The 15,916-nt window shown below is 33.9% G+C and carries 11 protein-coding genes and 1 tRNA gene; 4 read left to right on the forward strand and 8 right to left on the reverse strand.

Annotated features, from left to right (window positions below; translation table 11 throughout):
* Nucleotides 1-7: 7 nt before the first annotated feature.
* Nucleotides 8-2,239 carry a S9 family peptidase gene (locus CLV33_RS00615; RefSeq protein WP_244906359.1) on the reverse strand — a complete coding sequence of 744 codons (2,232 nt, stop codon included), beginning with the start codon at nt 2,237-2,239 and terminating at the stop codon, nt 8-10.
* Nucleotides 2,240-2,615: 376 nt separating this feature from the next.
* On the opposite strand from CLV33_RS00615, the gene CLV33_RS00620 reads away from it, so the two are divergent.
* Both CLV33_RS00620 and CLV33_RS00625 read left to right on the forward strand, forming a co-directional pair.
* Nucleotides 2,616-3,932: a hydroxymethylglutaryl-CoA reductase, degradative gene (locus tag CLV33_RS00620; protein ID WP_105472273.1), complete on the forward strand. Its 1,317-nt coding sequence runs from the start codon at nt 2,616-2,618 to the stop codon at nt 3,930-3,932.
* Nucleotide 3,933: 1 nt separating this feature from the next.
* Nucleotides 3,934-4,845 carry a GYDIA family GHMP kinase gene (locus CLV33_RS00625; RefSeq protein WP_105472274.1) on the forward strand — a complete coding sequence of 304 codons (912 nt, stop codon included), beginning with the start codon at nt 3,934-3,936 and terminating at the stop codon, nt 4,843-4,845.
* A 51-nt stretch (nt 4,846-4,896) separates the two neighbouring features.
* Here CLV33_RS00625 and CLV33_RS00630 read toward each other — a convergent pair whose 3' ends face one another.
* From CLV33_RS00630 to CLV33_RS00660, 7 genes are all read right to left on the reverse strand, one after another.
* The gene (locus CLV33_RS00630; protein ID WP_105472275.1) at nt 4,897-7,026 is read right to left on the reverse strand and encodes a peptidylprolyl isomerase; all 2,130 of its coding nucleotides are present in this window, start codon (nt 7,024-7,026) and stop codon (nt 4,897-4,899) included.
* A gap of 197 nt (nt 7,027-7,223) precedes the next feature.
* Nucleotides 7,224-8,513: a hemolysin family protein gene (locus CLV33_RS00635; RefSeq protein WP_042246172.1), complete on the reverse strand. Its 1,290-nt coding sequence runs from the start codon at nt 8,511-8,513 to the stop codon at nt 7,224-7,226.
* Entirely contained in the window at nt 8,514-8,702 is a 189-nt protein-coding gene (locus CLV33_RS00640) for a hypothetical protein (RefSeq protein WP_042246175.1), read from the reverse strand.
* A gap of 70 nt (nt 8,703-8,772) precedes the next feature.
* On the reverse strand, nt 8,773-9,321 hold the full coding sequence (gene lptC / locus CLV33_RS00645; protein WP_244906360.1) for an LPS export ABC transporter periplasmic protein LptC: 549 nt from the start codon (nt 9,319-9,321) through the stop codon (nt 8,773-8,775).
* A gap of 95 nt (nt 9,322-9,416) precedes the next feature.
* Complete coding sequence (locus CLV33_RS00650) at nt 9,417-10,808, reverse strand: tetratricopeptide repeat protein (RefSeq protein ID WP_042246183.1); 1,392 nt, start codon at nt 10,806-10,808, stop codon at nt 9,417-9,419.
* Nucleotides 10,809-10,826: 18 nt separating this feature from the next.
* The gene (locus CLV33_RS00655; protein WP_105472276.1) at nt 10,827-12,131 is read right to left on the reverse strand and encodes an outer membrane protein transport protein; all 1,305 of its coding nucleotides are present in this window, start codon (nt 12,129-12,131) and stop codon (nt 10,827-10,829) included.
* Nucleotides 12,131-12,859, reverse strand: a complete 729-nt coding sequence (locus CLV33_RS00660) for a type III pantothenate kinase (RefSeq protein WP_105472277.1) — start codon at nt 12,857-12,859, stop codon at nt 12,131-12,133. The genes CLV33_RS00655 and CLV33_RS00660 overlap by 1 nt, the downstream gene beginning before the upstream one ends.
* A 150-nt stretch (nt 12,860-13,009) precedes the next feature.
* Here CLV33_RS00660 and CLV33_RS00665 point away from each other — a divergent pair.
* Nucleotides 13,010-13,082 (forward strand) — tRNA-Phe (locus tag CLV33_RS00665).
* 444 nt (nt 13,083-13,526) lie between these two features.
* Nucleotides 13,527-15,914, forward strand: coding sequence for an EcoAI/FtnUII family type I restriction enzme subunit R (gene hsdR / locus CLV33_RS00670; protein ID WP_105472278.1), 2,388 nt, complete (start codon nt 13,527-13,529; stop codon nt 15,912-15,914).
* Nucleotides 15,915-15,916: the final 2 nt, after the last annotated feature.

Raw genomic sequence — 15,916 nt, forward strand, 5'->3', positions numbered from 1 at the left:
TTAGTACTTATCCTTTTAATTGAGATTCAACCTCTTGCTTTTCTTTAGGTTCTTTAATTTTATCGCCTAATGTTTCGTTGATAAAGCTAGTCATTTTTTTGTAGAGATGTAACCTTGTGTTTCCGCCGTAAATACTATGATTTTTGTCGGGGTACATTGCCCATTTAAATTGTTTATTGGCTTGCACCAAAGCTTCTACCAAACGCATTGAGTTTTGTACATGAACGTTATCGTCTGCGGTACCATGAATTAGTAAAAAATCGCCTTTTAATTTATCTACATGGTTTATAGGGGAGTTTTCATCATAACCACTGGGGTTATTTTGTGGTGTCCCCAAATAACGCTCTGTATAAATAGTATCATAAAAACGCCAGCTTGTTACAGGCGCTACAGCAATGGCCATTTTAAATACATCATTTCCTTTAAACAGGGCATTGCTACTCATAAAACCACCATAGCTCCATCCCCAAATGCCAATTCTGGTTGCATCAATATAGGGTAATTCGGCCAATTGTTTTGCAGCCTCAATTTGGTCTTCTACTTCGTATTTCCCTAAATCGTTTTGTGTTATTTTCTTAAACTCGGCTCCTTTAAATCCTGTACCCCTACCATCAACACAAACTACAATGTAGCCTTGTTGCGCTAGCATTTGGTACCAGTAATCGTTGGTGCTATGCCAACTGTTAGCAACCGATTGCGAACCCGGGCCAGAGTACTGCGCCATAAAAAGTGGATATTGTTTGGTAGCATCAAAATTTGATGGTTTTATCATCCACATGTTCAAATCGTTACCATTAACACTTAAGGTACTGAATTCCTTTTTTGATGTTTTAAAACTTGAAAGCTTTTGAGCTAATTTATCGTTATCCTTTATAGACGTTATAAGCTTACCAGACGATGTACTATGTAATGTATATTTTGGTGGCGTTGTAGCACTAGAAAAGGTATTAATAAAATACGAAAAATCTGCGCTAAAAGCGGCACTATTTGTTCCTATAGTTGCTGTTAAACGCTGCTTATTTCTACCATTTAATTTTATGCTGTACACATCTCGATTTATAGAGCCATTTTCGGTAGATTGGTAAAAAATGGTATTGCGCTCATCATCATAACCATAATAATTGGTAACTTCCCAATTACCCTTTGTTACTTGGTTTTTCAAATCTCCATTTTTTGAATAGTGGTAAATATGGTTATAGCCATCCTTCTCGCTCGTCCATATAAAACTATTATCTTTTAAAAATGTTAAGTTATCGGTAACATCAATATAGGCTTTATCCTTTTCAGCTAGCACCAATTTAGATGTATTATCTTCAGCATTAATAAACCATAAATCTAGTTCGTTTTGATTTCGGTTCATATACTGTGCACTTAAAACATTGGCATTATTAGTCCACTTAATTCTTGGAATATAATAGTCTTTATATGTTTTTCCAACATTTATATTAGCAATTTTATCTGTATCTAAATCATAAATATGTAATGATATCTCTGAGTTATTTTCGCCTGCTTTAGGATATTTAAATACTTGTTGTGTTTGGTATAGAGCTTTACCGTAAATATCCATAGAGAATTCAGGCACATTAGTTTCATCAAATCTTATAAATGCAATTTTGTTGCTTGCTTTGTTCCAATCGAAAGCGCGTACAATTGAAAACTCCTCTTCGTAAACCCAATCGGCAATACCATTTATAATTTTATTTTTTTCGCCATCAAAAGTAATTTGCTTGATGGTGCTAGATGCTAAATCTTTTACATATAAATTATTCTGAAAAGCAAAAGCTATTTTTGAGCCATCGGGAGAAAATGTTGGTTCTTGTATTTTATTTTCAAAAACCCTATTTATGGTTTTGGTATTTATGTTATAAACATAATAATATGCCAAAGAGGAGCGCCTGTAAATAGATTGTTCTTCTGTAGCTAAAAGTACTTTTTGCTCATCGTTACTAAAGGTATAATCTGTAAAGTAATCTAGCTCTGGGATATTGGAAGCAGATACTAAAGTCTCTACTTTTTTTTGGGTTTTATAATCGTAAATATCTATAGCTGTTGAGCGTGTTGCCCTATCAAAATTTAAAACCGAATATTGTTGCCCATTTTTCATAGAATGTAAGGCATCCATTCTTTCAGTTCTAAAAGCACCGCTCCAAATGTCTTCTAAGGTAATTGCTTTGGTTTGCGCGTAAAGAGAAATAGAAATGAATAGGTAAACACAAAGGGAGAATTTTAAGTATTTCACACATTTAAATTTTAGTAATTATTCAACTTTATATTCATATAAAATTGAGAACGTGTACAACACAACGTTCTCAAAATAAATTTTTAAGTATCTTGTTCTGCAAAGAAATATTTAAAATTTACTAATATTCGTTTACTAGGTGTATGTCTGTTTTGCTTACAACCATTCAACTTCCAATTCCATCTATTTCAATACAATAAAATAGCAAATCTGATATGATTTGCCAGAAAAAACATTTAATTTATAAACCGTTTTCAAGTTTACTAAAAATTATGTAATTAACCGAAATTATTAACAGTTAAATAACGCCGTTTATTAAGTTAGCTAATTTTAGTATCAAGAGTAGTATCTTTGCATTTTAAAAAAATATGCCACTATGAGCAAAACAATTTCTGGGTTTTCTAAACTTTCTAAATCCGAAAAAATTGATTGGATAGTTAACACTTATATTTTCAACAACGAAAATGCAAAAGATATTTTAAAACAGTATTGGAACTCCAATAAACAACTACAACAACTCCACGACGAGTTTATAGAAAACACCATTACCAACTATTATTTGCCTTTTGGAGTTGCACCCAATTTTTTAATTAATGGCAAAACCTACACCATACCAATGGCTATAGAAGAAAGCTCGGTAGTGGCCGCAGCAAGTAAAGCTGCAAAATTTTGGCTAGACCGCGGTGGCTTTAAAGCCGAAGTTATTTCTACTAAAAAAATAGGACAAGTACACTTTAAATACAACGGAAATCCAGAACTTTTAAAAACATATTTCTCTTACATAAAACCAAAGTTAATTAAAGATGCACAACCCATTACCGTAAATATGGAAAAGCGCGGTGGTGGTATTTTAGATATTGAGCTACGAGATAAAACTACAGATATTGAAAACTATTACCAACTGCATGTGTCTTTTGAGACTTTAGATGCTATGGGTGCAAATTTTATTAATTCCTGTTTAGAACAATTTGCCAAAACCTTTAAAAGTGAAGCTTTGAATTTTGAAGCTTTTTCTACTGAAGAAAAACATATAGAAATTATAATGAGCATTCTATCTAATTACGTTCCAGAATGCTTGGTTAGAGCCGAAGTAAGTTGCGCTGTAAAAGACTTAACCGAAAACAACAACGTTTCTGGCGAGGCTTTTGCCCAAAAATTTATACAAGCCGTTAATATAGCAGAAGTAGAACCTTACCGGGCCGTTACCCACAACAAAGGCATAATGAATGGTATTGATGCCGTTGTTTTGGCAACTGGTAACGATTTTAGGGCTATTGAAGCTGGTGTGCATGCTTATGCAGCTCGTAACGGAAAATACAGCAGCTTATCTCATGCCGAAATTAAAGATGGTATTTTTACATTTTGGATAGAAATTCCTCTAGCACTTGGTACGGTTGGCGGTTTAACTGGTTTGCACCCATTAGTAAAGTTAGCTTTAGAAATGTTAGGTAAACCTTCTGCCAAAGCATTAATGCAAATTGTAGCGGTTGCTGGTTTAGCCCAAAATTTTGCGGCATTACGTTCGCTAACCACCACTGGTATTCAACAAGGACACATGAAAATGCATTTAATGAATATTTTAAACCAATTTGGAGCAAGCCCTTCAGAAAAAGAAAATCTAGTAAAACACTTTAAAACAGAAACTGTAACACATAGTGCTGTAGTTGAGGCTTTAGAAAAATTAAGGCGTTAAATTGGAAACATACAGAAGCAACGGAAAATTATTATTAACTGGTGAATATGTAGTGCTTGATGGCGCTGTATCGCTTGCCGTACCAACCCAATACGGACAATCACTTGTTATAAAACCTATTGAAGCGCAACATTTGTATTGGAAAAGCTTTGACGATACTGGAACATTATGGTTTGAGGGAGCATTTAGTTTCAAGAACTTTGAGATTATAAATCAACATCAGAATGAGAGTATCGCGCAACGGCTAAAAGACATACTAAGAGCAGCCAGAATACTAAACCCCGATTTTTTAAACACACCAAATGGATATGAGGTTGAAACACAATTAGATTTTCCAAAAAATTGGGGACTGGGCACATCTTCAACTTTAATTAATAATGTGGCAAAATGGGCAAATGTTAATGCTTTTAAATTACTAGAACTCACCTTTGGAGGTAGCGGATATGATATAGCATGTGCACAACATAACACTGCAATAACCTATCAAATTTTTAATAAGGAACCACGTATCAATCCTGTGGCTTTCAATCCAATATTTAAAAAACATCTGTATTTTGTATATCTCAACAAAAAGCAAAACAGTCGTGATGGCATTGCGCACTACAAAGCTTTAGAACAAGACTTAAAACCCATTATTTCTAAAATTAACACTATTACAGAACAAATGCTTGTATGTAGTGATGTTAATACATTTGAAACATTAATTGAAACTCACGAACAACTAATTTCTAAAGCTATACAACAGCCAACTGTTAAATCATTATATTTTAATGATTTTAAAGGCGCTATAAAAAGCTTAGGTGCTTGGGGTGGTGATTTTATTTTGGCAGCTTCTAAAACAAACCCCAGCCTTTATTTTAAAAACAAAGGCTTTAACACTGTTATTGCTTACAATGATATGATTTTGAAATAAAAAAAAGCCTCAGTAAAACTGAAGCTTTTTTTGAGTTAGTTTTTATTTAGTTTATTGAATTTGGAGTTTAGCTCTGTTATCTTCAATCTCAGCTGCATCTTTTAAGGCATTGTAAAGTTTAGAATTTACAACGCTAGATTTTTGAGTTTCTACCCTATTTGCAAAAGATTGGTAATTCTCTAATTCTACAGCAGGCGTTTTCTTAGTTACCTGAACCATATAAACACCTCTTTCGCCAGCAATTAATTCTGATGTTTCGCCTTCTTCTAACGCAAAGGCAGCACCTACAACTAATGGTTCTCTACCAGCTCCAGAAATGGTTGGGTTTTTCATATTTACTGCTAACGCAGTTCTAACCGATGTATTTTCGGCAGTAGCTACGTCGTCTATATTAGATGCAGTTACACGTTCTTTAATTAGTTCAGCTTTTCGCTCTTTTCTAATTTTTGGTAACACGGTTGCCGAAGCGTCTTCTACATCCATTAAGCCTTCCTCATGTTTGGCTACCAATTGTGCAATAGCGTAACCGCCAGAAATAGTAAAACGTTTTATATCACCTACCTCAGTTTCTTCCTCAAATGTCCAACGTACTATTGGTCTTTGGTTGCCAATACCTGGTATGTTTTCATCTAATGCCTTTATGCCATTAACAGGACGCACGTTATAGTTGTTTTCTTTTGCAACAGCTTCAAAATCGCCTTTTCCAGCTTCAATTTCAAAATTAGATGCCTTTCTAAACACTTCGTTTATGGTAGCCTCAGATGGTTCTATACGTCTTGCTATAGTTCCAACTTTAACAGCTTTCTTTTTGTCTTTTAACCCTTCTATTTCTACAATATGGTAACCAAAAATAGTTTTTACAATATCCATATCGCCTACTTTACCGTTAAATTCAAAGTCATTAAACTCTTCAACCATAGTGCCGTAAGGATGCCAATCGTAACGTCCTTCGTTTTCTATACTTCCTCTATCTGAAGAAAACTCTTTAACAAACTCTGGAAATTTAGATTTGTTTCGTTTTAAAACAGTCAACAAGCTATCAGCTGTAGCTTTGGCCTCTTCCTCTGTTTGGGTTGCAGTGCCCCCAGAACTTTGAGAGCCTATATAAGGAATTAATATGTGTCTTACTTTAGCAGAATCTGGGATTTGTTTTGTTTCAATTAGTTTGGTTAACTTAAAGAAATCCCCATCTCTATATGGGCCATAAACTTGACCTTCATTTAAATTATAAATGCTATCGGCAACCTGAGCAGGCAAACTACTTTTAAATACGAAGCGATCATCGAATTTTAAATCAGACTCCGCAATTAAATTAATGTATTCGTCGTGGTCTTTTATAGTTGAAAATGGAGCAATAGAATCTTTTCTTCCTCTATCATCTACAGATCTACCGTTTTTAAATGCTTTTAATGTAGCTTTTATAGCGTTTTCGTCTTCAACCGTTGCAGCGTCTTTAAACTCTACATATTTTATATCTCTAGAAGCCTCAACTTCAAACTCATTTTTATGTGCTTTGATGTAAGCAGCAATATCTGATTTAGATACTGAAATTGTGCTATCTGCAATTTTAGTATAAGGTATTTGTACAAACTTAATATCTACTTTATTACCTTCTAATTGGTGCTCTAGTTCACCTTCAGATAAGGTACCAACAAGACCTGCTTTTACCAGGTTAAAGTAATTTTGCTGTAATGCATTTGCAGCAATACTCTTCTCGTAATTTACCCAACCTTGGTATTGTTCTTCCGAGGTGTTTTTTAGGTTAGCTATGTATTCGTTAAGTTTACCTTCATCAAACAATCCTGCTTCGTTTAGAAACTCTGGACTTCCAGACAAGGCTGTCTTTAACAAATCGCGCATTTGGTCTTTCTCTACAGAAATTCCTAATTTTTCATATTGTGTAGATAATACCGCCTCTCTAACCTCTAGGTTCCAAACACGATTCATTACCTGTGTGCTTGTAGCATTTGGTCCCATTTGGCGCTGCATATTTTCTACTTTTTGCAAAAACTCATCACGGTTTATATCCTTACCGTTTATTGTTGCTACTGTACTTTGCGATCTTGCTGTAAGCGCGTCGCTATTTCTAAATAAATCTGCTAGTACAAAAGAAAATAATGCTAATGCTATGATTAGTATTAAAAATAATGAGCGTTGTCTAATTTTATTTAAAACTGCCATGTGTATTTATAAATTTATAAGCCGTTAAGTTGATTGTTTGTTCTATTCTTGACTAGAATTTGAGTATCAAAGCACTACAAGAGCACTTAACATCATAATTTTACAAAAATAGCGTGCGCGAAAATACCATTTTCTATTTAATAATAAAAGCAGAAATAGGCATTAATTATTACTTAAAGTATAGAACTACAAAACTCTTAATCTTCCTCTATGCGTTTTACTTCTACCAAATCTATTTTAGTGTTTGATACTTCTAAAATTGTAAATTGAAATGTATCCATTACAATTACCTCATCCTTTTGTGGAATTTCTTCGGTATGGTTTACTATTAAACCTCCCAGAGTTTCGTAGTTTTCATCTTCTGGCAGATTAATTTTATAGGTTTCGTTTATATAATCTACCTCCATTCTCGCAGAAAAACGATACGTATCTTCATCAATTTGTTGCTCTTTTAGCACCACTGTATCGTGTTCGTCCTCAATTTCACCAAACAATTCCTCTACAATATCTTCAACCGTCATAATTCCAGAAGTTCCGCCGTATTCGTCTAAAACCACAGCAATACTTTTACGTTTTTTAATTAAAATATTTAGTACATCACTAATTAAAACTGTTCCTGGTACAAACTCTACGGGTAATAAAATAGACTTTATGGTTTTTGGTTTTTTAAACAGTTCGAAAGAATGTACATAGCCTAAAATATCATCAATAGAATCTTTATACACCAATATTTTAGAACAACCTGTTTCTGTAAACAAGCCATTTAAGGACTTTACCGTATCGTTAATATCTACGGCAATAATTTCGGTTCTGGGCACCATAACCTCGCGTGCTTTTACTTGTGAAAACTCTAAAGCATTTTGAAAGATTTGAATTTCTGAATCTACCTCATCGTGCGCTTCTACAGACTCCATTTGTTCGCTAATATAATTACCCAATTCCACCTTAGTAAATGCCATTTGTATATTATCGCCTTCGGTGTTAAAAACGTACTTTAGTACTAAATCTGAAATCCAGATTACAAAATCTGAAATCCAAGTAAAAAGCACATAAAAAATATAGGCTGGAACTGCTAAAAACTTTAAAAGTGTATTGGCATAAATTTGAAAAAACACTTTAGGCAAAAACTCTGCAGTTATTAAAATGATGAAGGTAGAAATTATGGTTTGTGATAATAAGCTTAAATCGGTTAAAAAGTAGTTAATTGCCTCGTAATTGGATGGCAACACCGATTGAAACCACTTTACCAATACATCTCCCATAAAAAACCCATAAATTACCAATGCAATATTATTGCCAATGAGCATTGTGGTAATAAATTTTGATGGTTTTGCCGTTAACCTTCTTAGTACGGTTGCGAGAATACCTTCCTGCTTTTTCTCAATTTCTATATGAATCTTATTGGACGATACATATGCAATTTCCATTCCTGAAAAAAAAGCAGAAAGCAATAGAGACACTACAATAATAACAACATAAAGTGTCATTTATTGGTCTTTATTATCAAATTTTTTCATGAACTTTCTCCTAAAAAAGAACATAAAAATAGCCACTACACCCAATAGTATGGATGGGTAAGCAATTTCGCCGTTAGTAGTATATTTTGAAATGGCATCGTAAATAAACAATGCACCAAAAACTAAGTAAACAAATTGAAAAAACTTAGCGTACCTCATAGTAAAATAAAATTATTGGGCAAAGATACTTAAAACTGAAGTTTTATTAAGGTGGTTGGTAAATGAAATATTACTCGTTTACAGTAATTAGCCCTGTAATTTCTAAAACCTCGGCGTTTGTAAATTTAGAATTAGAGTCGAAACCATTGCCATTTATCAAATCGCTTCCAGTTCTAAATGTAACTGGTTTATTGGTAAACAGCCATTCTTTTTCTTGGTCGTAGTAGAGTTGTTCTGCAAAAAGCGTATCGTTACTATGGGTGGTAATTTTTACATTGCCTTGTAAATCTATAATATTAGTTTTGTTGTAAATAATGGCATAGTCTGATACTACCACGCTTTTTTTACCATCTTCAAAAAGCTCTAGGTTAACACCATCGGTAAATTCGTTATAAGCAAATTTTCTATTGCTATAATCAAACATTTTAGGGCTTTTTAAAATAGCCTTTACTTTGCCAGAATCTGTATACTTTAAATTAATATTTTCGGCAACACCTATGGGCTCATTTTCAGAAATTCCTATTTTTTGTACCTCTTTAAAATTATCTTTACAAGAAATAAGTATGATAAAAAACATACCCAGCATTAATATTTGTCTATAAGCAGTATGTACAGCCATTTATAAGAACATTAAAATTACCATATAAAAAAACATAGCCATAACTAACGTTATGACTATGTTTACTGTTTTATATTTTAATATGTTGTTTTGCATTAAATTTTTGGCACTGTTACAGAACCTCCAATCCAACAACCAATAGTAATTACCGTACCGCCATTTCCTTCTTGGAAAATTTCTGCTTTTTGTGGTGCTTTAGCTTCGTAATTAGCAGCACTTTGTGCAGCGGCTTTAGTTAAAGTAGGGTCTACACGAGACGCTTTTCTTGCCTCTTGGGCTGCATACCAATACACAGCTCTTTTGTTAAAATTAGTATCGCCACAATCTTTAGCACTTGCAGCATACATAGCAGCTATTGACAAGTGTGGGCGACCGTTAGACGGATTTAACTTTAAGGCATCTCTAAAATAGCCTCTAGCTTGCCCGTAACGTCCTTTTTTCTTTAATATCAAACCAATTCTGTTAGCTAATTTTGCTTTTTTAAACGTATCGGTTTCTAGGTCGTAAGATTGCTTAAGGTAACTTTCTGCTTCAGAAGTTTTTCCATTTTTAAGTAAAATTGTTGCTACGAAATATTTGGTGTCAGCTGATGGCGCAGTAGCATCATAAGCTTTTACTAATTTCTCATATAATGGATCTTCGGTACACTCCTTACTGTACATACGGCTTACAGCACGTTTTAACCATACGGCATCGTTTGCATTTGAATCGAAGTCTTTCTTGTATAGTGGTATTAAGTTATCGCAATTTGCACGATCACCCAATTGCGAATCTACACTTCCAGAAATTTGGTCGTAAGCAGTCATTACCTGACCATAATATTTTTGATATCTTTTATCTTTTGAAGTTAAAGGTGTTCCTGCCTCTTCTTTTTCAGCCAATTTATTTAACTTTTCAGAAGCAAATTGAATTTCGTCTTCAATCTTTTCAACTACATCATCGTATTTGTTAAATAAATCTTTAGCTGGTTTTTTACCTGCATCATACAGCTTTACCATTAAGTAAAAGTAAGTGTATAAACTTTTTGGGTTTTTAAATGTTTCCTTATCAAGATTGTAGGCTGCATCAAAGCAATTGTATAACTCTTCATCACTTTTTCCTAAAATCGATTTGTTATCGAACATTAACTGGCAAGCTTTAGAAGCATATTCGCCTTTAGGTGTTTTAGAAGCAAAATGGGTTGCTCTGTCTTCCCAAAGTTTAATTAAATCGTTTATAAACGCTTTTTTGTCTTCACCTGATGAGTTTTCAATTTTATCATCTAATATTTTTTCACCGTAAACATAAATAGCACGGTTAAATTTGGGGTTACTTGCCCAAAGTTCCTTAAAAGGTTTGTAAGCTGCTTCGTAATTTTTTGCCTTGGCGTATTCTGTCATGATAGACAATTTAGCCATATCCTCTTCTTGCGACTGCGCATTTACGGCACTTACGCCTACTAATAAGAAAGTGAATAAAAAAGTTAGTAATGTAAATCTTGTTTTCATGATAATCGTGTTATGCTGTTAATCATATTTTCGTTTTTGAAACCATCTATCGTTCAAAGATAAACTAATCTGAAAATTTATAAAGTTCTCTTGTATTAAATTGCTATTAGTTGTACCACGTCTTCCAATCTCTAACCCTAAATTAGCGTTAGAGCCAAAGTCTCCAACTGGTATACCTACACCAAAAGATATGCCAAACTCGTTTATCGATTCGTTTTCGATATTTAATCCCGTTTTCTCTACCCTTAACCCTGCTCTGTAAACTAAGCGTTTAAAGTAGCTATTGAACGAATTATATTCTGGGATAAAAAAGCCTCCTAAAGAAAATCTAGAACCATCTTCGTAGTTGGTTGCAGAAGTTTGGTACAATATATTCTCGAAAGTGCTGGTATTTTGGCTTTCGTACTCTGCGCCAACAAACCATTTTCTTGGTTGCCCTAAACCTGCACCAAACGAAAAGCTTGACGGTAATACTAAATCGGTTTCCAATAAACCTTGTGCTTCTAAATCTACCTCAATTGTATTGGTTACAGATTCTTGACCGGAATTTCCGACGTTAACTGTAGAGAAAGATCGTTGGTTTTGCGATGTAATATTAGCTTTGGGCGTAAATGTTAATGCTGTTGTTAGTTTTAATGAGTTATTAAGTTTTGATATGTAGTACACCCCAAAATCGAAATTTAAACCACTTAAGTCTGAACGGTTATTTTCTTTAGATTGAGCAAACAAGCGATTTCCATCATTATCAAAACGAAACTCAATAGCGCTATTTTGTATATTTCCAAAGTTGTATTGAGCATTTACCCCAACGCTAAGGTTATCGGTAATGCTATACGCTACTCCTAAAAAAGCTTTGTTTAATCCGCCTTCGCCATTAAACCTGTTTGTAGTAAATCCTTCATCATTTTCGGTTTCTAGCTTATAACCCACGGCAGTGTAAGGCATAAGCCCTAGAGCCACACCAAACTTCCCAACTGGAAAATTAAGTGCTAAATAATCAAATGTTGTTGAAGATACGTTTGCAGTGCCAGAATCGCTTTTTAAATTTGTGCTGGAATAACTTCCACCTACGGTGTATTTAACCGGCCTACTTTCATTGTTAAACATTAAAAGATTGGGACCAGTAAAAGATGCTGGATTTCGTAGATTCATATGAATACTATCTCTGTAAATGCTTAAGCCACCCATACTTCTATTTTCAACAGTACCTTTAAATTTAAGGCTTCCTATGCCATAGAAAGAATATGGGGATGCTGTACCCTCTTGTGCATAAGATGTTAAAGTAAAAATTGCAACAAAAACTACTATAAGTTTTTTTATCATTAGTTTGAATTAAATTTCAAAATATAGTTTAAGCCTTCCAAAAGAAAATTAGAGTTGGCAAATATGCTACTTTTTAATTGTTCTGACAAGAAATTAGCATCGCCACCTGTTAAAATAACTGTTAAATCTAAAAAATTTTCCCTGTAGCTTTTAATAAAGCCATCTATTTCATTTATAACTCCATTAACCACACCAGAATGTATGGCGTCGTTTGTTGATGTTCCTATATTGTGTTTTGGCACTTCAGTATCTAACAACGGTAAATTGGCGGTTAAATTATGAAGCGATTTGTATCGCATTCGTATCCCCGGAGAAATGGCGCCCCCTAAATATTCGTTTGTATCTGTAATAAAATCGTAAGTAATGCAAGTACCTGCATCTACAATAAGCACATTGTTTTTAGGATAATGGTATACCGAAGCACTTACTAGTGCAATTCTATCAATACCTAGCGTTTTGGGAGTAGCATATTTGTTTTTAAACGGTATTTTTGTTTTGTGGGTAAGGACTACAACATCTAATACGTCTTGTACCAACGCTATTTGTTGTTTTTGTAACTTCCCTACAGATGAAACTATTGCTTGTTTAAGCTTAGGGAAATCTTTTTTTAGCTGCTTTATTTCATCTACGGTATTTGCTAATTCAACCGATGTTTTAAAAACAATCCTATCGGTTTTAAAGACAGCAAGCTTTACAAATGTGTTACCAACATCTATTATTAAATTCATTCCAAATTGTAAAAATGTAAAACTACAAAACCAAGTGAATTAATATGTTAAGTATTTTATAATTATTGAATTAGAAATTAAGCTATCTTTTTTGTAATTTTATTTTGGCAAATAATAAAAATGAATATATATTTGCATCCGCTTTGGCGAGGTACCTTAGCTCAGTTGGTAGAGCAAAGGACTGAAAATCCTTGTGTCCCTGGTTCGATTCCTGGAGGTACCACTTAATTTAACCCTTATTTGTTTGTTTTTCAAACTTTTAAGGGTTTTTTAATTTTTGAGAGGGACAACATTAGGGACAACATTGAGTGATTTGCTTCAAAATTAACCCATCTAAACCTATACAGATTCAAACTGCTCTTATTTCATATTAATTCACTTTCCTACTATTTCACTGTTCAAATATCTACTTAAAAATCTCAAAACTCTAGCCTATCACTAAAAAATAGTTTGTGGTTTTTGAAGTTGATTTTTTTGACATGGGCGTATCATAAAAAATGAAAAAACTGATGGGGGTCAATTAGAAGGTAGTCTGTTTCTTTCTCAAATATTGTCGTTTCAAAAAAAAATTTTGTTTTTTTTATGTTTAGCCTCGACAATTAAATCCCAGTAAGCTTACTTTTCCTATATTTGATTTTCCCTTTGAACTGCTAACTACAAAATCAAGTTGAATAAGAAAGCTCTATCAGAAACCGATATATGTGCCAAGTTTATTACCCCTGCAATAAAGCAAGCAGGATGGGATGAGAATACTCAATTAAGAAGGGAAGTTTCTTTCACGGATGGGCGTATCATTGTTCAAGGTAAATTATACACTAGGGGCAAACGCAAAAGAGCAGACTATATACTTTACCATAAGCCCAGTCAGCCGATTGCTATTATTGAGGCTAAGGAAAACAATCAGCCTGTAGGGCATGGAATGCAGCAAGCGTTAGAATATGCCCAAATATTAGATATACCTTTTGTATTTACTTCTAATGGAGACAGTTTTGTTTTTCATGACAAAACGATAACCGAAGGTAAAATTGAAACAGAACTTTCATTGGATAATTTTCCTTCTCCAGAAAAATTATGGGATAAATATTTAGATTTTAAGGGATTAAAAGAGCCTAAAATTAGAACACTTGTAGAGCAAGATTATCATATTGACGAAAGAGGCATGTCTCCCAGATACTACCAACAAAATGCTATTAATAGAACTGTTGAAGCCATTGCAAAAGGGCAAACTAGATTATTATTAGTTATGGCTACAGGAACAGGCAAAACGTACACTGCTTTTAATATTATATGGAGGCTATGGAAGTCTCAACGCTTTCAACGTATTTTATTTCTGGCAGACCGAAATGCTTTATTGACCCAGACCAAGAATGGTGATTTTAAACCTTTTGGGAATGAAATCATGCATATCATAAAAAATCGTAAGATTGATAAATCTTATCAAATATATTTTGCACTCTACCAAGGGTTAACTGGAAATGAAGAAGTAAAGAATGTATATAAAGAATTCTCCAGAGATTTTTTCGATTTAGTATGTATAGATGAGTGCCACAGGGGAAGTGCTTCGGAAGCTTCGGCATGGCGAGAAGTGCTTGATTATTTTAGTAGTGCAACTCAAATTGGTTTAACTGCAACTCCAAAGGAAACGAAGGACGTCTCAAATATGGAATATTTTGGAGAGCCAGTTTATACATACTCACTAAAGCAAGGTATTGAAGATGGGTTTTTAGCTCCTTATAAGGTTGTACGCATTTCTACAACGGTTGATGAAGGTTGGAGACCAACTAGGGGTTTAGTTGATAAATATGGTAATGAGATAGAAGACCGTATCTATAACTTAAAAGATTATGACCGTACTCTTGCTATTGATGAGCGTACAGAATTGGTAGCAAAGAAAATAACCGAATATCTAAAAGGAACAGACCGATTCGCAAAAACCATAGTTTTTTGCACCGATATAGACCATGCCAATCGAATGCGTATTGCATTAATAAATGAGAATGCTGATTTAGTCGCTAAACATCCATTATATGTTGTGAAAATTACTGGAGACGATGAAGTTGGTAAACAGGAACTTGACAACTTCACGGATGTTGAGGAACGGTTTCCAGTTATTGCAACCACTTCAAAAATGCTCACTACAGGTATCGATACCAAAATGGTTAAATGTATTGTTTTGGAATCTAATATAAATTCGATGACCGAGTTTAAACAAATAGTTGGTCGTGGTACACGGATTAGAGAAGATGACGGTAAAGTGTATTTTACAATCATGGACTTTAGAAAAGCAACCAATCACTTTGCTGACCCAGATTTTGATGGAGACCCAGTCCAAATATATGAGCCAGAACCAGATGGAGATGTAATACCTCCTGATAACGAAGAAGATGATATAGTTATTGATGGAGACGAATGGCTGCCAACTGATGATGCACCAGATTATCCAGAGGGGGATATACCAGACATTGGTATTGATAATACGGATACAGAACCTAGAAAATATTACGTTAATAACATTAAAGTTGAAGTAGCAAATGAACGTGTTCAGTATTATGGTAAGGATGGTAAATTGATAACAGAATCATTGAAGGATTACACTAGAGACAATATAATGGCAAACTATGCTTCTTTAGATGACTTTATTATGAAATGGCGAACCTCTCCTAAGAAATCTGAATTATTAAAGGAACTAGCCGAACAGGGTGTTTTATATGAAGCGTTAAAGGAGGAAGTTGGAAGTGATATGGATGTTTTTGACCTTATATGTCATATAGCTTTTGACCAACCGCCATTAACCAGAAAGGAACGTGCTAATAATGTCCGTAAGCGAAACTATTTCGGTAAATATGGAGAACAAGCTAGACAGGTGATTGAAAAGCTTCTGGAGAAATATGAGAATGAAGGGGTAATAGCCATAGAGGATAATGGAGTATTACGAGTTAAACCACTTATTGATATGGGGTCTCCAGTTGAATTAGTCCGTGCCTTTGGTAAGAAAAAAGATTTTGATAAGGCAATAGAAGAATTAGAACAAGAAATATATAACACAGGAGCTTAATT

Source organism: Jejuia pallidilutea (assembly GCF_002973595.1).
Taxonomy (GTDB): Bacteria; Bacteroidota; Bacteroidia; order Flavobacteriales; family Flavobacteriaceae; genus Jejuia; species Jejuia pallidilutea.